This is a genomic window from Verrucomicrobiota bacterium (assembly GCA_027622555.1).
In the GTDB taxonomy this organism is placed as follows: Bacteria; Verrucomicrobiota; Verrucomicrobiia; order Opitutales; family UBA2995; genus UBA2995.
On sequence record JAQBYJ010000097.1, the window covers coordinates 1 to 19948 of the forward strand.

The following is a 19948-nucleotide window of genomic DNA, read 5'->3' on the forward strand; positions in this document are numbered from 1 at the left end:
TACTGGGATCCGATGCACCTGTTGTTAAGGGATTCATTCCGCTCAGCGTTCATGACAGCATACAGCTAGGTAAGACCGTTTACCTGGTAGACAAGAATGACAAAGGGCAAGTATTCGAAGGAACGATTGTTAGCATTAGTCCATCAGTGATCGGAATTGTTGATACATCCACTCCCATAGTTCCTAGGACGGTCAAAGGTCGAATGTTTACAGTTGAATCTCCAGCAACTTCCCGGTGGATCGAAAGCGAGCAGGTCATTATCCTGTTGGACAAACCTTCCGATTCAATCATCCAAAAATGGCTGGTTTCCCTCAGTTCATGGCTAAGCATCACTCGTCACAATTAGGAATCGGACAATGGCGGGATTTAATATCAACGGCTTGTTAAGTGCGGCGGTTAAATATATTGTCCCGGTTTGTTTTCTCGCAATTGCCTGTCTTGAAAGCAATGCCAGCGAGGAATCCATAAATGAAATGGAAAGCTGGTTGGAGGAGGTGGCGGAAGCCCTGACAGATCCCGACTCTTCGACCTCGCCAGTTTCAAGTGGCCTAGCCGGTCTGATCGCCGCTGCTCAAGAAAACGATGAGCGACAAACGGTTCTTCAGGCCCACATCGAAGTTATTCAGGCGCGTGCACTCGCCGGACGTTCCTGGCCAGACCCGGAAATTCGTGTAGGTATTGAAGAACGCGACCGGGAGAACCTGACAAATAGACAAGCCGCCTTGAGATTCAGACTGCCTGATCGTGTCGATAGACGACTCCTGGAAAAGATTTCCCATGTGGATATCGATTGGACCAATAAACGAATAAACCTGTTGAGAAGTGAAATTGCACTCGACGTAAAATCACTTTTTGCGACAGGTCTTTTTGCGCGGATACGATTAATCTCCGGATCTCGTCGCTTGGAGGAATTACTCCAACAGGAGCGCCAGTTACATATCCTTCAGGAATCTAAACAAGCGAGCCAGCTTGAAGAAGCAGAGTTGGTAGTCGAGGAGCTCAAGCTATTTCGATCATTGAGAAACGAATTTTCTATCCTCGATAACAGCATAAGTAAGCTGGCCAGTCTTGGCATTGATTCAGCCCAGGTAAGAGCAGTCTTTCAAAGTAGTGCCTGGAATCAACTGCTTGCAGATCCAATTCCTGCTTTGGATGGATTACTAAGCACCGCTGTTCGCAATAGTGAGGACACGCTTCAGTATGAGCGGGAGGACGGGATGCTTTCCGTTCGTTTAAATGAAGTTAAACGAAGCTGGCTGCCTTCTCCTTCATTTTTTCAAATCGGATGGGGTGATCGAAAAGAGGGTGGTGACTCCCGCCGAGCAAATGAATGGGGAGCTTTAGCTGGATTTACCATTGACCTGTTTGATGATCATCAGGAGCAAGTGCTACTTTCGATACGCCGAGAAACTGACCTTAATCACAAAGTACTTCTTCGGAATTTGGAGGAGAAAGTTAAAAACCAATTCATGGATATCCAATCCGATTTTAATGCTTATAAGCAATTTTTCGCGATATTCGAACCCGCTTTTGAATCAATAAAAAGGACTCTCGAGGAAAGTGCTGCGACCACCACCAATGAAGCTACTCTCTGGAAGGTTCGAAAGGACCTCTACGGCTTGGAATCCGAATTATGGGACATGCGTTGGATGCTTGTGGAGAGTCAACTGGAATTCGAATCGACACTTGGATCCATTCTTTCTGACGGAGGCTAAGAAGTTTGTTAAAAACCTAGATGAAGGCAGTCACCGTTAACTCAATCTGAACATGTCTGCCATCAACCCATGGCCTTCGCTGCCGCCACGATTTCTTCCTGTGTTGGGCGATATGTGGGTAATGCCAAAAGGGTTGCCAATGTTGCAATTTACATCTCGTAGTTTCTCTGAATTTGATTCGCTTAAAATGGAATCTTCCTGCTCACCTGGTCTGAGAAAGCACAGGGTATCTATTTATTTCTGGAAAGTCTTTTCCGTCAGGTTCAGTAATCAAACAGTCTGTGGTCGATTGGTTTCCCGTCCTTGATCAGCCACTGATCCTGGGCGTCAAGGAAATGGTGATTCATGGCGAGGGAATAGATGTTAGCATTGCGGAATTTAACTTCCAGCCGAAGGACCTTGTTGGTGACAGTTGAGAGGTTGGCCTGCTTCCAAGTCAAGTTTGCATTTAGGACATTGTCTCTGGAGATCGGCAGGCAGTCGTCAAAGGTGAATCCTTCGATGGGCTGGCTCTTTTCATCGGTCAGTTGAAAACGCAACTCACCATATTGAGCGTTGGTATTGATTGTGATTCCGGGTTCGAACAAAGTGAAGGGTTTGGTTTGAACCCGGGCCCAATCACCCTGGGAACGTAAATACATCCAGCCATCTTTTCGGAGCGTGTGGAGCAGTAATGTACCGAGCGATTCATCTGTTTTTTTTGATCACTGCTTTCATGTCCATGTTCAGAGCGATGTCCTTCGGAATAGATGTAAATTTCATCTTTTGTTTCCACAATGCTGCACACCCGGATTTGGGAACAGCCAGGCTCGGGTATCGGGTTCAGTTTAAGAAACGGATCTCGCATTCCCCGAACAAAACGAACACCATCATAGCTGAAGACGAGCTCCGCATCCATGGTGCCGTAGAATTGGTTGAAGCTGTTGACTGGTTCGCTGTTACTGTTGTGAAAGATCCAAAGTAACCCCACGAAACCTGCCCCGTTACCTACAGGAATGACTGGCATCCCGTATTGCCCGATGGGTCCATTTGTATCGAGCGCGTCCGACTGAAAAAGCAATTCGGGGTCGCTCCATGTTTTTAAATCGTCACTGAAACGAATGCATTGCCGCCGGTCGCCCCAGCCAGGACGAACAAGCATGGTGTGTTGCTTTTTCGCCTGATTCCAAAAGGCAAACACGGGTGGTTCGGGGAACCAGGCCGACTGACCCCAATCCCACTTTCCACCGGTTTTTAATTCCCAGTGAACCCCGTCTTCCGAAACCATAGTGACCGCCTCACTGATGTAGCGTTTCCGTCCTTCCTCCTTTGCCGCCTCATGCCAGCGATGCTGCGGGTCCGCCAGGGCGCGTGAGACAACGGGTTCACCGTCCTGCCGCCCGAATATACGGAAGCGATAACCGTCTGTCCGGTTCGGATCCTGATAAGCGTGGCTCCCTGATCCAGAGGGAAGGGTAAATACATGGTTTGGAGCAAGCTTGCCACCATCTGGGTTCGCATCCTGGATGGGAAGAGGATTCCAGGTGATTCCATCATCACTTTCGCAAGCCATCAGCTTGAATGGACTCCATTGCAACGAGTGAACCATCCTCCATTTCCCTGATTCCTCATCCTGCCAAACGGTTGGGAAATGCATGCCGAGCCGCGGATGGGTTTGATCAACATAGGTGCCGTCAGGAATCCACTTCGGTTCACCCTGGCGCAGTTCAACGTTGTCCCAGTAATCGAATTTCGATAAATCGAAAAAAAGAATTTTCCGGGAGTGTGCTATTCCGGAATCCGCGGTAGCGAAAATAGGCGGGCCAGATACTCCCATGATAAGGCAGATAATCGAAAGAATCGGCATCCAGGTCGAAGGCAGGGGAGGACTATTTCTGGCACAAGTCATGAGTTCAATGGTTCATTTTGATTGAACCTTCCATTTCCGCAACTTCGGAATCTTCAGATCGGTATGCTTCTATTCTAATGTAGAATCGATGTAACTCCATTCCCTTGAGAAGTGTAAACTCGCAACTCGCTAACCAATTGTTCGATTACATTCCCTGTGCGAAAGCGTTCAGTCATATGGCCGAATATAGGGTGCATCCTCAGGCCTTAACGAATTGTCGTTAGCAACGTTTCATTCTGTCTGAAGATGAAAATCCGGTTTCGGATGTATTTTGGAAAGTGCCTGGAATCTTAGCATTCTCCATTATTATTTCTAGCAATTCTCCCAATAATGTATCAATTATAGAATGTTGAAGCTCGTGCTTCGATTAAATGTCTCAAGCAATGCCCATCTATCCACCGCTCGCGATTTCACGATTGCGAGTTCTTCGCCTTGCTACGCTGGAAGACTTGCCAAACCTCGTAGCACTTGAGCTCGAATGTTTTGATGAAATCCGTAGGGATACTCGTTCCACTATTCGGAAAAGTTTGGTTAATTCCCAGAATGAGACATGGGTAAAGGACTGTCCTTCGGATCAGAGGATTGGTGTGGCACTCTCTCTCCGAAAAGTTCATAATTCCTTGCGGATCTACTCCCTGGCAACTCATCCAGAAATTAGGGGCCAAGGGTGGGGAAACTATTTACTTTCGGTTGCGCAGGAACGTGCCAGAGCGCGGGGATGCAGGCAGATCCGGTTGGAGGCGGACGCCTCACATTCAATGTTATTGGATTGGTACGAGCGCAATGGTTTCAAGAGAGTGAAATTTCTCGAAGACTATTACGACCATGGTTGCCATGCATGGGAGATGGTTTACATTATCGGGTAAAGTGAATAGCCGTACCGGAAGTTTTCTTGTAGATTTGTTTTCCTGGAAAGTTAGGGACTGATGGTCCATCCGGAAACTGAAGTTCGATTTAAAGATGCAGAGGTAGGCTACGGTTTATTTGCAAAAGCGTTCATTCCTCGCGGTACGGTTACATGGGTCAGGGATCAACTGGACCGTGAATTCACCCCCAACGATCTCAAGACCTTTGATGCGGCGCACCGGGAAATTCTCGACCGTTACAGTTATCGGAATGCGAAAGGAAACTACGTCTTTGGGTGGGATAATGTTCGATTCATGAACCACAGCGCACAGCCAACCTGTCTATTGACTCCTTACGGATTGGAGCTTGCTGTACGTGACATCGCTACAGGTGAGGAGCTCACCAACGACTACGGTTGCTTTAATATTATCGAGCCCTTTTCTCCAAAATTCGAAGCCCAAGGGCGCGCGACGATCTGCCACGATGACCTCACCCTTTTTAGCGCAAAATGGGATGCTGAGATCGCCGCCAGCCTTGTTTTTCTTGTACAAGTTGAACAGCCACTTTTGAAATACGCTTCGCCGGATGCATGGCAGCAAGTTAGCCAAGTTGCGTTGGGCAAGCAGCACCTGAGATCGACTTCTGAACTTTTTTATAAGGGAGAGTAGGGTGAAGAATTAATTGGCAGCCGTCTCATCGACCTGCATTGTTTCCCTCATTACGCTTGAACCCTCTTTCAATCCATCGCCTTCGCAGCAGCCATGATTTCTTCGAGGGTAGGGCGGACGCGGATTGATTCTTCACGAAGTTTTGCGGCGATGACTCCTTTGTTGTCCAAGAGAAAAATCGTAGGGTGGGGAATGCCTTCGGTCCGGCCTGGTTTGACGTCCATGTTTCGGATTTTGTAAGCGTCAATTGTTTTACTTCCAGGATCCGATAGCAGGGTGTATCCAATTGATTGTTTATTCGAAAAACGATCGAGGATCTCCACGGAATCATAGCTGATACCGACTAGTTTGATTCCAGCCTCTTCCATCGTTCCAAGGTCATTTTGGAGCCCAATCAGTTGACGTTGACAGTGTGGGCACCAATCCGCCGAGCGATAAAATGCCAAAGCCACTTTGTCATGCTTTGCTGTTAGTTCAGAAAGAGAGACTTCCTTTCCGTTTTGGTCGATCAGTTTGAACTCTGGCGCTTTATCGCCCACATTGAGGCCGATATTATCCGCTTGAAGGTTCGAGCTTAAGATAAAAGTTAAGGCCACTATGGCGGCGTGGAAGAAAGGTATTTTTTTCATAGCGGTATTGATTCAGATAAATGTGATTGTAGCAAAGTAAAGAAGCCCGGTGAACCCCCTTATTCCTTTTATCCTGAAGCGGAGGTCAAGTTAGGCGAAGGGTTTTCAATGGGTGAGAATAATAACGCAGAATTTGTTCGATTCGTTACTCCTTTTTTGAAGTTCGTATGACTCTCTTTTTACTGTCTATTCGCTGTGCGTCCTTTATGCAAGGCTCCCAAATTGATTAGGTAGATGAGGTGGTGCTACTGCGAGACACGTCTAATCCAAGCCTTTCGAACTGATCGGGTGGGGCATCCAGGTGCTTCATTTCTCGAATAAGCAAATTTGTCATTCTTTCCTCCGCTGTGGTATCGGTAACAGGTGTCAATTGTCCATAATCACTTTCGAGATCGAAGAGCAGGGTCCCAAACTCATGTTGTATCGATTGGTGAACCGGTCCTGATGCAATCTTCATTGTTCGGCAACCTTTGGTGAAGGGAAACGGCTCCTGGAGTTGGATGTCCTGGAGCTCCTCAACGTTGAACGTATGTGGAAGGTGTGTGGGCATGAGCGTGTACTGGTAGAGCGGAGTGTTGTCGGTGGTGACGGGTCCGCGCATATAGACCCAGCGTCCGTCTGTTATATTGACGTGCCCTCCGAATAGTCCGAAGAGAGCCGTATCCCGATTGGGTGTATCTGTTTCCAAGATACCCGCCAGTGATTGTCCCATCATGTCTGGCGTCGGATCCAATCCAAAAAGATCCAAAAGGGTAGGGGCGAAATCGATGAACTGCACAATTGATTTTCTTCGCTCGTCTTTTTTGCCACAGCGGGGGTCCCAAATAAAAAGCGGGATATGGGCGATCTCGTTGTAAAGGGGCATTCGGTTTTTACCCCACCAGTCGTGTTCGCTGAGAAGGAAGCCATGGTCCGTGCAGACAATGAGCATCGTATCATCCCAAAGATCCAACTCATCCATCTGATCCAATACGCGTCCAAGATGCTCATCGCAGAGACTCAGGTCTGCCGCATACTGATAACGAACATGCTCGATCGCGTCTCTGTCGGTTTCGTTAACCGGACGATACTCCGGCCAATCAATATGGGCTCCGTCATAATCGTGTGGGTACAGTGATTTGTGTTTGTCGTGAGTAAAATAGGGCTCGTGGGGATCGAAGGTTTCAATTTGTAGAAACCAATTGTCCTCCTCCCTGTTAGTTCGAATAAACTCGAGTCCCTGGTCGAAAGTTTTTGCGATGGATTGCTTTTCGGGCGTGTCCATGTGTTTTCGGTTCACCCAGTTTTGTCGGTTTTTTTGTCGTTCAAGGCCGGGGCGAATCTCAGGCAGCTCGGGATCTTTTACTTCACCTTTCCACGGATCCCATTCCTGCCCCCGGTTGAACTCCCAACTGGAGTAGCGTGTGTGATAATTTCCTCCGCCTTCTTCGAAGTAGTGATAATGATCGGTGACGAGGTGTGTATGGATACCGTTGTTTTTGAGAATCTCCGGCAGCGAGTCGTCAAAGGGTTCGATGGGCCCCCAGCTACGGTGGGTAAAAGCAAGTCGTCCGGTATGCATGTCACGTCGAGCTGGCATGCATGGCATGCTCCCTACCCAGGCGTTTTCGAAGGTTACCGTTCGCTCACTAAGACGTTTAAAGTTTGGGGCATGAGTCCAGTCGCATCCATAATTGGGTAGAAAGTGCCGGTTGAGCGTATCAAACATAACCATGATCGCCTTCATCGAGAACCTCCTTCTTTTGAGCAAACAGGAGCGAAAATCTTGCGGGTATCTTCAAGTGTTTTTAATAAGCCCAGGCCTCTGGTGTCCTTTACTGGGCGAACCATGGATAGACGCAACTCAGGTGCAATCTTTTCGTTGTAATCAATATTGGCCGCGAGTTCCTTAGGCATTTTTGTTTGTTCCACTTCCTGTTCCCAGCTCATGTCTTTTTCTTCGTGATTAAGTTCAACCCTCTATCTGATTATAATAATTTGCCGGGGGGATACCCATTCCCAGACTAGGCGACTGAGGTATGTTTGAAAACCAAATCAGAAAAATCAAAAGACCTCCAGAAAATGCGTGATAGGCTAGCTGAAGTCTTCTTTTCTTTTTTTTTGAGATCTTCGAAGCTGAACGTCTTCTTTTATCAAACTAGAAGGGTGCGCTAATATCGGTTACGGTGTACCCGCGAATTTTACTGAGGTGCGTTTTCACTTCTTCGATTATGTCACCGATCTCTCGATAGTCATCTTCAAGCAAATAGTCAGTCCATCTTGAACCATAGCGAACGTGATTGATTTCGTCCGACCAATCCTGATCGGCGAAAAGCTGACTACGCATATCTCCGCTCGCTTGATATTCGATCATTCGTTTTGGTTTACGCGGCATGAAGTATGCCTCCAGTCCTCGGGTTAAATAGGCAACGCGGTGCAAAATGGGAAGGTCATGCGATTCCTCAAACAGAACAGGATTCATTCGATCTGGTTCCACTCCCAGTTCGCGTAACCGGATGGCGCCAAATTCGCTGTGCCGAGCCTCGTCCCAGAAATGGCGACTGAAGTCAGCGAAAAATTCCCAAGGGTAATCACTCTCCGATGCATCAAACAGAATGCTTGCGAGCAAACCTGCCGCAAAGAACTCGTTAAAGAAAACTTTAAACTGCTCAATGGTCGCCTCGTTTGTGTCCATTTTTAAACGGCTTTCATAGGTCTCCAATTCACCTATCGAAATAGAGTCATCGAATAATATAGTCGTTGGGCGTTCAAAACGTGGGCCATGGAAATTGGAAGGCCTGTTTGATGCATTCAATTCGCCATGAATTCCACCAATGGATTCGAGGAGTTTCTTTTGATAGTCTACCCAATCTGAATTTTCGGAATTCAAGTTAAGACTACTGAACCATTCAATTTGTTCTCGTAGATTCGATTGAAGACGTTGCAACAGTCGGCTTTCATTTGCGTTCGCAGAAGGGTCCAGTTCTGCTATATCTTCTTCGACCGCATTTAAGAAAGTCTGAGTCAGAACCTCATAGAAACCACAGAGAAAGCTTTCATCATCGGGAGCATGCAGGGCTTCCTCCAAAAAGTGTTTGAGCTGGGGTCTGATACTTGCGTTGGGATTCCCACTTCGCATTTCCTTTAGTCGTGTGAGGAGCCAGGTTATATGTTCCGACGCGTCATACAAATGGTAAGCGAGTTTGTATTTGTGATCAAAGTTTCGAATGCGGAGAAACCAGCCGGCCAGGATTCGAAGCCGGGCTTTTTCTACAAACACATAATTACGTAAATGGTTTGAAGATTGGCTGATGCTGAGACCGCCTAGTGATAGCTTGGAAGATTCTGAAAGTGTTGGAATACCTGAAATCGCCATGAATATAGAATACACTAAATCGTTCAGGAATACTATTTGAGGAATAGGTGATTTGCGTTTGTAAATCAGGCAACGATATGCACGCTTTCATTGTACTATGGTTATCAAACGTCAGAGTAGTCCGGTCGAAGTCAATTTTAAGAAACACGGCTTTGCTCTCCTGGAAAGCCATCATGAAGAGGAGTTCCTCATGGACTGGCGTAGCGATCCTTTCCCGAAGATTCTCATGTTTGTGGGTGGCGAAGGGGTGCTCGAATCAGAGGAAAGTGATTTGGCAATTCGGGCACCTATGGTTTATGTTATTCCCCAGGGACTAAAGCATCGGCTCCTGGATACGCCTCGTCGTCCTCTCTCTCTTTACGGGATATGTCTTCGGTCGCCGCATTTTCCGAGTGCGAATCTTGTTAAATCTTTATGCGATGAGGTACGGGTTGAAAACAACCCCCGTCGTATGCAGCGGATAGAATCATGGTTACGACAACTTCTGGCAGAAGAGCGTCTGCGCCAGCCGAATTATGAAGATGCCCAGTTATGTTTAATTGCGTGGATTGTGCTCGAACTGGCCAGGGCTCCCAGAAACGACTCGATTCAAATAACCAATTCGCTCCACCGTGTTCAAAGTTATATATCAACTTTGGAGCAAGAGTTCTGGAGAAACGAAGATATCGATTCGGTTGCTCGCACTCTTGGTCTTAGTCGACGACGCTTCACACAGATTTTTCGAGAGCTTGAGGGTGAGAGTTGGCAGAAACGAGTGACCGAGTTGCGTATGAGTTACGCTGCAGATTTATTACGCAATCCGACTTTATCGATTCGATCGATTGTATTTGAGTGCGGGTACAAAGATCTCACTCATTTTTATCGTGTATTTAAACAGACTCATGGAATGAGTCCCGGGAATTATCGATCCGCAATGGGGAACCCAATTACTCCTGAAGAGTAGAAGGGCCGTTAAAAGATGCCGGTCCTGGAGTGTTAATATTTTTTCGTTTCTATTTTGTGGCTCGAAGTTTGTCGGCAATCCATCAGTTGGCCCTCCAGGAGGACAAAACTATTTAACCAAACAACTGCGCAACTGGCACGCCACCATCGGAAATAGGAACAGGACGGTCACCGTCGAATAACTCTTTGGATGGATCGATTTTCAGGGTAGAAAAAATCGTGGCAAACAGATCTGCTACGGAAACAGGAGTATGAACAATTTCCCTTCCAAGTTCATCGGTTTCTCCGACCGCTCTGCCGTGGTTGAGTCCTCCACCGGCCATCACAATACTGAATGCTTTTGAATGGTGCCCGCGACCACCCCAGGCGTCGAACTCAGGTGGCCGCCCGAATTCTGTACCAATGATAACGAGGGTGCGGTCCAATAGGTTGTGAGCTTCGAGATCCAGGGTTAGCGAGGCGAAGGCGTGATCCAACTCTCTGATCAGTCCATGCTGTTGCAGTTGACCTTCCTTGTGCGTGTCCCATCCAGTACCGTTAATAAAGTTCAAGTTGTGCGACACCTCTACAAATCTCACCCCGGATTGAACAAGACGCCTTGCCAGCAAACAGCGCTGACCGAATTCACCGCCATAGGATTCACGCAGCTCTGGTTTTTCCCTATTCAGGTTAAAGGTGTCCATGAAGGAGGACCCTGAAAGTTTCAGGCTGGTTTCGACACCGATGTCGTAATTCTTAACGACCTCATCCTGATTGCCGCGTGCGATATAATTTTTTCGCAAACCATTTAAAAGTGTCTGTCTTTGTTGAGTACGGGTGGCGTCCACGTCAGGAGGTGGAATCAGCCCCCCGGGTCCAGCTTCCGTGTCTGTCAGATAGAGGTAGCTGTCTCGAGCGCCCAGAAATCCCGGGCCACGAGTCAAGTTGGGATAACCTATGAGAACGTAAGGAGGCACTCCTTCATCACCCGGTCCGCGTTCGTGTGCTATGATCGACCCTATTGATGGATAAATAACGGTTCCACTGGTTGAGCGACCGGTGTGCATACGATTAACTGCCGCAGCATGTTCATCGATGGTGTTGTGATTGACCGTTCTGATGATCGAAATGCGATCCATGATTTGCGCAGACCGCGGGAGATGTTCACAGACCTGGATGCCATCGACGGCGGTGGGAATCACATCGTAATAAGTACCAGGCTCGCGGGTTACTGCGTTGCCTTTGCGTTTCGGATCCCAGGTATCGATATGCGCACAGCCACCTCCGAGCCAGAGCATGATACAATGGTCTGCTTTGCCTTTCGGAAAAGAAGTCGCAGCCAAGCTAGAGGACCCTCCGAGAAACATGCCCGCTGTGCCGGCACCCAAGGTGCCGAGAAACTGACGCCGTCCCAAAGTGTGGGGTAAATACAATGGTTTCTTCACGGTATAAAAATCATTTCAGGAGAGTTAATGAGTGCCCACAAACCGTCTTCCAGATTTTTCCGCCAGGCTGTTTTTAAGAATCGAGTCGGTCGTTCTCCTTCCTCGATATCCCGTGCAATGGCATTCTTTACATCGTTGGCTTCGGACCTCAGATGATTGGACCAGGTAACATAAGGATAACGAGTTTGCACGGACGCGGGCGAGCGTTCACTTTCCGGAATGATCCGATCGGTATAACCATCGCGCAAAAGAGCAGTGTAGGTTTTCTTTTCCTGATCGTCCGGAGGTCGGCTCAAGGTTTTTAAAAATAACTTATCAACCAGCTCGTCCAGGTCGCTTGTTTCCATAACCCATTGGGTTAATGGGTGGGTATCGGACAAGCGTGTGAGTCGTTGGCTCATGATCCCATTCCCCAGGGCAGCGGGTTGAAGCACATTGGTTTCATGATCGCGATCATGTATCGGGTTTTGCCGCGAACCATTCCATCCGTAAGCCTCAAGCACATCGACATAGACCTGAGCGTGAGGCAATGTCAGGCTCGGGCGATCGCGTTCGTTGGATAGCGAGGTGAACTCCCACGCCCTCTTCGGTTTCCCCAAATTGATAAACTGTTTGATCGGTCGCCTGCCGTCCTGATCCATATTCAACTCCTCACTATCAATTCGCCTATTGGTAGCCACATGGAGTGAATCCACAATTTGTTCGGCGGTCATACGTCTTCGACTTTGACCGACAAACAAGCGTGCTGCCTGTGGATCCGTTTTGTCCAAGACCTCGCGTTGGTAGGTATGCGAATTCAGGATGAGCCGGCATAGGTAATTAATATCATAATTGTGGCCCACCAATTCCTGGGCGAGAAATGCCAAGAGGTTGGGGTGAGAAATGTCCGCGTTTTCCCAGTCGGTGGGCGGCTCTATGAGTCCTTTGCCGAAGTATCGTTTCCAGGTCCAATTAACCATGGCTTTGGCAAACCGTTCGTTCTCCGGTGAGGTCATGTGCGCAGCCAGCGTTTCGCGTGGGTCGTCGGGATTTCGAATGAGCCTTCCCGGAAGTGGTGATTCGCTGAAATGATCGAACGGCCAAACTGGTTCCACTTTCTCGTCCGCTTTGAGGGAAACTTTTACGAGTGAATTGCGACCAGACAGTTTATCAACAGGCACGATACTACTTGCAGGCACTTTGATCGGTTTGCGGTCAAGCATTGCAGCCAGGTTAAACAGGTCTTCCTGTTGCACGGACTGGAAAGGCGCATCGTGGCAGCGCGCGCATTTCATTTGAACTCCCATAAAGGCACCGCCGAGGATGTGTGCCTTAGCGGCCATCGGCACGTCATTCTGCGTCGCCATGCCAAACCCGGCTGGTCCAATATACTTATCCCCGCGCATTAGGACCAGGTCGCTTACAAAACGGTCCATCGGTTTGTTATCAAGAAATGATTCATGTATCCACCAGCGAAACGCGCCGGTGTTATTTAAATTCGGTTTTACGATGTTTGGATTTTCGGCAAGAAGATCCTGCCAGAAGGGCACCCAGTGATCAGCCCAGCGGGGGTCACCCAAAAGTCGATCAATCGCCTTACTTCGCTTATTCGCGGAGTGGTCCGATTGAAATGCATTGATTTCTTCCAGTGTTGGGATAACGCCGACCGTATCCAGAGTTACTCGACGCAGAAACGCCAGATCGTCAATCAGAGGAAGTGGGGACAGTCCGGTGACCTTTAATTCGCGGCTCGAAGGATGGCGAGAGGCGGCGATTTCCTGGGCATCGAATTCATCCCATTGTGCCCCTTGTTCAATCCAACGGGTGAACAAATCTATTTCATGCGCTTTCAGCAGGTCGCCTTTAGGTGGCATGTCTTCAAGGGCGAGCATTTCGATCAGCAGACTTTTTTCCGGGTGTCCGGGAACGATAGCCGGTTCTTCAGACTCGCCGCCCTTGAGAGCACCCGCCAGTGAATCAAGACGCAGCTCTCCTTTCTCCTTATCGCCGTGACATTTCAGGCAGTTGTTTTGCAGGATCGGTTGAATATCCGATTGAAAAAGAACCAATCCTTTCTCGCGTGCTGAACGTTCAGCGTTGTCTCGCGCAATCTGATTCAGGGCTTCCTCTTCAATGCGACGTCCAGTAAAACGGTCGATAGCATTTTGCACGGGTATCCATTTGCTGACTTCGGGCGCCATTACTGCCTCCTGGTCGCCTAACCAGACTCTGGCGAACTCATGGCGCTCCTGCCAATAAAGGGTTTCTTTGGTCGATTGCGTTTGGCGCTCCTGTGCATCCATGGCGGCGTAACAGACTTTTTCCTCCTGAACGTAATCCTCCCAGCCCTGATTGCTGAAAACGATTTTTTTGTTCGAGCCAAGTAAGGTAAACGAGTCTTCACCGGGTCCGGCGATGGCTACAGCCAACACACCCAGATCGGGTCGACGGTCTGACCTACCTACCAGGGTATCCAAGGAATAAGTATGCGGCTGACCATCCACTCTCAGAGTAAAAACATGTTCGGTGTTGCCGGGAGCAAAATCTTTAATCGTCGGTGCGGCACGTTTGGGGATTTCCCGCATCGGGTTGTGACCGTCTGAAGGTAACTGTACCACTTTAACCGTCTCGATAAGTTCACCGTCCATCCGAAAGAAAACATCTTCACGGGTCCGAATCAAAATGCGGTGCTCTCCCTTCTCCAAAGTTAACCGGGCGGTTGCCCTTATAATAATCGGACCTTTACGGAGTTCGCGAACACCTGTCTCATCGTACTTAAAAGGAATACGGTGAAATCCAAAAGCACGGGTGTAATAGACGTGGTCGGGAATCTGATCGTTGCCCACGGGTCTGAACCCCAATTCTTCAACGGGCACCGCTGTATCGTTGTTGTTTATCTCACCGGGATCATCATTAAACAGTTGATTAACTGCTCCCACCGCATCACTCGCATTCGCGACAACCACTACCTTTTGGTTTGCCGATTTAGGAACGCCCCTGTCCTCGAAAATCTCGACTTGTACGGACAACGGATCTTTCTCCCCTGTATTAGCTGTAAGGTCAGTTCCAACGCACACCAGAAGTAGTCCTAGAAACCTGGCAACTAAGAGTTGAGGCAACATAAGGGGTAGCACTCGATATCGAACGCATTTTGGATTTTGCCAAATCAAATTCATAGCGGCCATAAGGAGAAAAGTAATAGTAGGAGTTGTGATTAAGTCAAACCTATTTTAATGCCTTAATAGTGTGGTGACGGACGAAGGTGCAAGGAGCGCTTTGGGCTACCATGTGTTAAAGCAAATAGGGAATAGCTGGCTGAGCTTATTCCGCCAGCCAACGGGACCAGGTCCCGCTGGGGACAGGTAGCACGCCGTTTTCACCGGTTAAGAGCATTTCGCCGTTATCGAGTTTCCCTTTGGGTAGGAGCTGAAAAAGCAGATTGTTTAAAACAATAGGCGTAAATCCAGGGGTGTGGCTGGTCAGGTAGACAAAACAGGGTTTGTCGCTCAGCACCGCTTTAACCAAATCCAGCGTTACTAAAAGAGCGTCTTCAATTTTGTAGAGCTCGCCAGCTTTTCCGCGACCGAAGGAGGGTGGGTCGAGCAGGATGGCATCGTAACGCGTGCCGCGACGAATTTCGCGTTGGAGGAACTTGTTGACGTCGTCCACGATCCAGCGAATGGGATGCGATTCCAGGGAATTGAGTTGTGCGTTCTGGCGAGCCCATTGAACCATGCCCTTCGAGGCGTCGACGTGGCAGCAGTGTGCACCGCCTTTTGCTCCGGCCAGGGTGGCGCCACCCGAGTAGGCAAACAAATTGAGGAAATTGAGAGGTTCTTTCCGTTTCGGCACTTCCCGACTAAATGTGTTTGTGATCCACGACCACATGTCGCGGGTTTCAGGAAAGACACCCAGGTGACCGAAATCCGTTGTTGAGAGTTTCAAACTGAGATTGTTGATTTTCACCTGCCAGGATTCCGGTAGTCGATCACGACCCCGCCACTCGAGACCCGCTTTACGAGTGAAGAAGGCATCCGCAGTTTTCCAGAGTTTCGGTTGGCTCGGTGACCAGACAGCTTGTGCACAGGGACGGTCGAGAACAATAGTTCCAAATTGTTCAAGTTTCCGGCCATGGCCGCTGTCGAGAAGAGCGTAATCGTTCATTTTGAAAAGGAAGAAAAAGTAGGATTTCTAGAGTTCAAACCTTATGGTGCAACAGTGGAAGTACTTTTCACCTTAGCGAGGAAGCTTGTGACGTCATCATCCCAGCCGCCCACTTCAAAGCTAAGAACCAAATCCTTACTTGATTAAACCGGAGATTGTAGACGATACGGCGATCTTACCTTGACCGGAATAAGCTTCATGGCGGCGCTCGATTCTGTCGAAGCTGTATAGGTAATTGATCATCAATCCGGCTGATTCACGCAGACCTTTGCCTGAAGTGTCGGCCATCCAATTCAACTGTTTCATGCGTGCCCCGTTGGTCAGGTGAAAATGGGCCACAGGATCGAGGGCGCGTTGTTGGTTTCGGCCTTTGGCCTTGAGCAAATAAAAGGCGACAAAACGCAGGAGTATGGGTTTTAGTGCCTCGGCCAATTTTTCGTTCTTGGCCCATTTGACTGATCCAAGCAGTTCGCGGAGCTCTTTGGCGGATACCTTCTGCCGGGTAACAGCTTCAAGTTTTTTCTTTTCTGAAGAAGTCAGGTCCAGGTTCCCTTCCTGAATAGATTGGTCCAACCAACGCTTGAATCCGGGAATAGGGGACAGTGTGGCAAACTGCTTTAGCTTTGGCAGTTCCTGACGCAACTGATCGACCACTTGTTTTATAAGAAAATTGCCGAAGCTGATTCCAGCGAGCCCTTGTTGGGTATTCGAAATAGAATAAAAGATCGCCGTATTGGCTTTGCCAGGATCGAGGACGGGAGCCTTTTCATCCAGTAAGCCTTGAATCTGATCGGCCAAACCGTTGACGAGGGCAACCTCAATGAAGATCAGTGGCTCGTCCGGCATGGATGGGTGAAAAAATGCGAAGCAACGACGATCCGTATCCAGTCTGTTCTTCAAGTCGTGCCAGCCGCGAACCCGGTGAACTGCCTCATACCGTCCAAGCTTTTCAAGCAGAGAGGCGGACGCATCCCAGTTAATTCTTCGAAGTTCAAGAAAACCCACGTCGAACCAGCTGTTGAGTATATCCTTTAAATCACGTTCGAGGAAACGCAATTCGGGATGCTTCACTGTGAGCTTGAGCAATTCACTCCGCAACTCCACCAGAAACCGTGGACCTGAAGGTAGGGCGTTGAACTTGCGTAACAAAGCGACACGGGCTGGTTGAAGCGCTTGCCGCAAGGCCATTTGACAGTTCTCCAATGCGTCCTTGTCGACGGCCTGTTTCAACGCCTCAGTCGCTTGATTCACCTTCACTTGATCAACCCCAAAGTCCCTGGCCAGGATCTTGAAAAAGACCAAGCGCTCATCGTCAGAGAAATTTAAAAACGATTGAGCTAAGTCGACGGCACGTCCTCTGGCCGATACCTCACCACCTTGACCGACCAGGCAGGCCTCCATTTGTCTGCGGAGGACATCGGGTCGTGCGTCTTTAGGAGTCATGTTTCGTCCAGATAAGCGGGTAATTTCATGCCAAACGAGACTCAGATTGTGGAGTGCGCTGTTGATCGTCCCCGTTTGATTGGGACGACTATCTTTTTTGGGTTTAATCATATTTTAGCTCCTAGGTGCTAATCTGTCTTATTGGTGAATCCAGTAGAATATTCAAACTCCGAAGAACCGCGTGTCGTCGACTTGGTTCCATAGATAAATAGAAGAGATATAAGAATTAGCAAATTCACAGTGAGTAAATAGACTTTCTCCTCTTTCGAATAGCCCTTTCCAAAGATTAAAACTACGGGCCTTTTTGAGCGCCTCGCAGTTCCGGGAATTCGAAAGCAATAAAGTTACTGTATGGCTTAATCTTTTTTGATGTTCCAGTGCATTTCGGATTTGAGCATGTAGTGGTCGTCAGTCCTGCCGCGAAGCATCCCGCGGGTTGCACCGTATCCGGTAATGCCCTTCCATTTCCCGGTGCCGCCTATGAATTCATAAGATCCAGGAGGGTTGCTGTACCACCATTCATGGTACATCCAGGTAATGTCTCCGTCGTTGTCGATAGTTTCGCAGAGGGCAACTTCCGCTATGAGAACGTTGTCGCTATTTGTTAGAACGGAGCCCTGCGCGAAGAAACTGGCTCTATTCCATGGGCTGTTTGCCTCATTGCTAGCAACGGTTCCGAACTGATGATAGGCAGTGAGTGTATTGCCGTCCTTGAATTTTTTAACCCGTCGCTCTTCCTTTGCCCCAAGGAAGAGATAGCCCGAGTCATCGGCTGTTGCGGATAGGAAGCTGGTTGGAATCAGTAGGCAGAGTGATAATACTAAGAGAAGGCTTAAGCCGAAATGAATGTAGAAACGTCTTTGCATAGGGTATGGACAGTTGCGGAATGATTATTTTCCCAAGGATCGGGAAATCGACACTAGTTTTGAGTTCGATGGAGTCTATCCTTTATTCAAATGAGAGGGATTGTCCAAGGGGCTTAAACCTTTAAGAGTGTGGACAAAAACTCTCGTTTTCTGTGCTCAAAGCTTCGACCTTATTAATTTGAGCTATTCAGTCGCGGTTAATCTACCAGTCTTGGATCCGATCCTATTCGTATCTTGATGGACCGCAACTTATCATTCATTTCATCGGATCTGAATCTGTTGTTGAACTCAAGTTGGACATACCTACGATTTTGTCATGATCATACCATGGCTTAAAATCCTTTTGACTTTTATTATTGTGGCTTTGTTCAGTTCAGGTTGTGGCTCTCGTTCGAGCATTCCTATAGTTGACACGCATATTCATCTTTATGACACCTCTCGCCCCGAAGGAGTGCCCTGGCCGCCTGAGTCGGATACGGTTCTTTATCGGCCCGTTCTTCCACCAGACTTCGCCAAAGAATGCGAAGAGAATGACATTACGGCGACGGTCATTGTGGAGGCCAGTGGTCTGTTGGCCGATAATCAATGGATCCTGGATTTGGTTAAGCACGAACCTGACCGCTACATAGGTTTGGTCGGCAGCCTGGAAATTGGTACTCCCGATTTTGCCTCGAATCTGAAACAGCTTTCTGAGGATCCGCGATTCGTTGGCATACGGATGCGAGATAGGCCTCGAGGAAGCGACTATTTCAATGACGCTGTCTGGAGAGACTTGAAATTAATATCTGATATGGATCAAACCCTGGACGTGCTGATGGCTAATTTCACTGTTAAAGATGTGGATCAGATTGCCCAGAGGATTCCGAATCTCAAAATCCTGATGAACCATGTAGCGGGTACAACTATTGATGGAAAGCCGGTGGATCCGGTGTGGGCAAAAGACCTGGAACAAGTAGCTCGCAATCCGAATGTGTTCTGCAAAGTTTCGGGACTCTTTCAGCAATCGCGTCAGCAGCCTTCTCCCACGGACCTTGCATTTTACAAACCGGTTCTCGATGAACTCTGGGAAAGATTTGGAGAGGACCGGTTAATCTACGGCAGTAACTGGCCGGTGACCATGCGCGGAGGCAGCTATGCATCGTATAAAGCAGTGGTAATGGAGTTTCTTGAGCCAAAAGGAAACCAGGCCATGAGGAAGGTTCTCGCAGGGAACGCTTACAGCTTTTACGGGCTCGAGTAGACTCTGCCTTTTCATAGGACTTTGTGCCGATTTTCTTGAAGACCAGAAGGTTTTAGGGATCCCATCCATGATTTGAACCATAAAGGTTGAAGTTGTCTTACACCCCTTATTCTGATTATTTTGGTTAAGTTTCTTAAATCCTTTAACCAACTCATCCTATGTATTCTTTAAAATCTGCACACAAATGGTTTGTTTTTTTGACCCTCTTATCGAGTACGGCGCTCTATGGTGGTGATCCGATTCCCGGGATTGATATAACCGTAGAACAATCTTCGTCGGGAATAACCAAGCAGGGTAAAACAAACGCGCAGGGCGAATTGATACTTTCAGGTTTTCAGGAAGGTAAAATTGCCTTAACGGTGAATCATAAAGGGAAAATCTCTGTGCTTGGTAACCGTCCTAACGATGCGATCCTGCTTCAGGAGAAATACGAACTTACAGTGAAGCCGATCCGAATGGAGCTTGCGCGATACATTTCTAACGAACGTACAGGCAAGGGGAATCCTCTACGTGGAAGCACTCGCGCTGGAAACGAACCAGGAACGCTGAAGGGGACTCCGCGACGTGGAAGCACTCGCACTGGAAACGAAACTATCACCGGCGACCTTACTGTCAATGGGGACGAAAATAGTACGGGCAATGCCACTAGTACCCTGTACCATCTATAAATTCGGATAAAGGCGAGTCAGTTTGATTCGGGCTTTTTCGTTGGTGAACTGCCAATTGATCGGCGCGGCGCGGTTATTGCGATCTTTTTCCCAAGCATCGATCTCGTCGCGCATATGGGT

Annotated in this window: 19 protein-coding genes; 7 read left to right on the forward strand and 12 right to left on the reverse strand. The window is 48.4% G+C overall.

Annotated elements, in window-relative coordinates:
- Positions 1-347: hypothetical protein (locus tag O3C43_19570; protein MDA1068691.1), on the forward strand; the 347-nt coding region annotated here is incomplete at its 5' end.
- A gap of 10 nt (positions 348-357) precedes the next feature.
- Positions 358-1716 (forward strand): hypothetical protein, encoded by a 1359-nt coding sequence (locus O3C43_19575; protein ID MDA1068692.1) that lies wholly within the window; start codon positions 358-360, stop codon positions 1714-1716.
- Between the two features lie 263 nt (positions 1717-1979).
- Here O3C43_19575 and O3C43_19580 read toward each other — a convergent pair whose 3' ends face one another.
- Both O3C43_19580 and O3C43_19585 read right to left on the reverse strand, forming a co-directional pair.
- Positions 1980-2255, reverse strand: coding sequence for a hypothetical protein (locus tag O3C43_19580; GenBank protein MDA1068693.1), 276 nt, complete (start codon positions 2253-2255; stop codon positions 1980-1982).
- On the reverse strand, positions 2240-3604 hold the full coding sequence (locus tag O3C43_19585) for a hypothetical protein (GenBank protein MDA1068694.1): 1365 nt from the start codon (positions 3602-3604) through the stop codon (positions 2240-2242). The genes O3C43_19580 and O3C43_19585 overlap by 16 nt, the downstream gene beginning before the upstream one ends.
- Before the next feature lie 383 nt (positions 3605-3987).
- Between O3C43_19585 and O3C43_19590 the strand changes: the two genes are divergently transcribed.
- Both O3C43_19590 and O3C43_19595 read left to right on the forward strand, forming a co-directional pair.
- Positions 3988-4470, forward strand: coding sequence for an N-acetyltransferase (locus O3C43_19590; GenBank protein MDA1068695.1), 483 nt, complete (start codon positions 3988-3990; stop codon positions 4468-4470).
- A gap of 60 nt (positions 4471-4530) precedes the next feature.
- Positions 4531-5118: an SET domain-containing protein gene (locus tag O3C43_19595; protein MDA1068696.1), complete on the forward strand. Its 588-nt coding sequence runs from the start codon at positions 4531-4533 to the stop codon at positions 5116-5118.
- Positions 5119-5186: 68 nt separating this feature from the next.
- Here the strand turns inward: O3C43_19595 and O3C43_19600 are convergent, their stop codons facing one another.
- From O3C43_19600 to O3C43_19615, 4 genes are all read right to left on the reverse strand, one after another.
- A complete protein-coding gene (locus O3C43_19600) occupies positions 5187-5747 on the reverse strand; it encodes a peroxiredoxin family protein (protein MDA1068697.1) in 561 nt (186 codons plus the stop codon).
- A 226-nt stretch (positions 5748-5973) separates the two neighbouring features.
- Positions 5974-7473 (reverse strand): sulfatase, encoded by a 1500-nt coding sequence (locus O3C43_19605; GenBank protein ID MDA1068698.1) that lies wholly within the window; start codon positions 7471-7473, stop codon positions 5974-5976.
- Positions 7470-7676 carry a hypothetical protein gene (locus tag O3C43_19610; protein ID MDA1068699.1) on the reverse strand — a complete coding sequence of 69 codons (207 nt, stop codon included), beginning with the start codon at positions 7674-7676 and terminating at the stop codon, positions 7470-7472. Before O3C43_19610 ends, O3C43_19605 begins: the two co-directional genes overlap by 4 nt.
- 208 nt (positions 7677-7884) lie before the next feature.
- Complete coding sequence (locus O3C43_19615) at positions 7885-9006, reverse strand: DUF455 family protein (protein ID MDA1068700.1); 1122 nt, start codon at positions 9004-9006, stop codon at positions 7885-7887.
- A 193-nt stretch (positions 9007-9199) separates the two neighbouring features.
- Here O3C43_19615 and O3C43_19620 point away from each other — a divergent pair, with 193 nt between their 5' ends.
- The gene (locus O3C43_19620; GenBank protein MDA1068701.1) at positions 9200-10045 is read left to right on the forward strand and encodes a helix-turn-helix transcriptional regulator; all 846 of its coding nucleotides are present in this window, start codon (positions 9200-9202) and stop codon (positions 10043-10045) included.
- Positions 10046-10157: 112 nt separating this feature from the next.
- On the opposite strand, the gene O3C43_19625 is transcribed toward O3C43_19620, so the two are convergent.
- The 5 genes from O3C43_19625 to O3C43_19645 form a co-directional block, all read right to left on the reverse strand.
- Positions 10158-11390, reverse strand: a complete 1233-nt coding sequence (locus O3C43_19625; GenBank protein ID MDA1068702.1) for a DUF1501 domain-containing protein — start codon at positions 11388-11390, stop codon at positions 10158-10160.
- 74 nt (positions 11391-11464) lie between these two features.
- Entirely contained in the window at positions 11465-14569 is a 3105-nt protein-coding gene (locus O3C43_19630; protein MDA1068703.1) for a DUF1553 domain-containing protein, read from the reverse strand.
- Positions 14570-14768: 199 nt separating this feature from the next.
- Positions 14769-15611, reverse strand: a complete 843-nt coding sequence (locus O3C43_19635; protein ID MDA1068704.1) for a class I SAM-dependent methyltransferase — start codon at positions 15609-15611, stop codon at positions 14769-14771.
- A gap of 135 nt (positions 15612-15746) precedes the next feature.
- Complete coding sequence (locus O3C43_19640; GenBank protein MDA1068705.1) at positions 15747-17165, reverse strand: malonyl-CoA decarboxylase; 1419 nt, start codon at positions 17163-17165, stop codon at positions 15747-15749.
- Between the two features lie 245 nt (positions 17166-17410).
- The gene (locus O3C43_19645; GenBank protein ID MDA1068706.1) at positions 17411-17920 is read right to left on the reverse strand and encodes a hypothetical protein; all 510 of its coding nucleotides are present in this window, start codon (positions 17918-17920) and stop codon (positions 17411-17413) included.
- Between the two features lie 316 nt (positions 17921-18236).
- On the opposite strand from O3C43_19645, the gene O3C43_19650 reads away from it, so the two are divergent.
- Together O3C43_19650 and O3C43_19655 are read left to right on the forward strand one after the other, a co-directional pair.
- Entirely contained in the window at positions 18237-19160 is a 924-nt protein-coding gene (locus O3C43_19650) for an amidohydrolase family protein (protein MDA1068707.1), read from the forward strand.
- A 158-nt stretch (positions 19161-19318) separates the two neighbouring features.
- Positions 19319-19828 carry a hypothetical protein gene (locus O3C43_19655; protein ID MDA1068708.1) on the forward strand — a complete coding sequence of 170 codons (510 nt, stop codon included), beginning with the start codon at positions 19319-19321 and terminating at the stop codon, positions 19826-19828.
- Here the strand turns inward: O3C43_19655 and O3C43_19660 are convergent.
- On the reverse strand, positions 19823-19948 hold a 126-nt coding region (locus O3C43_19660; GenBank protein MDA1068709.1), incomplete at its 5' end, for an IS630 family transposase. The two genes, O3C43_19655 and O3C43_19660, sit on opposite strands and share 6 nt — an antisense overlap.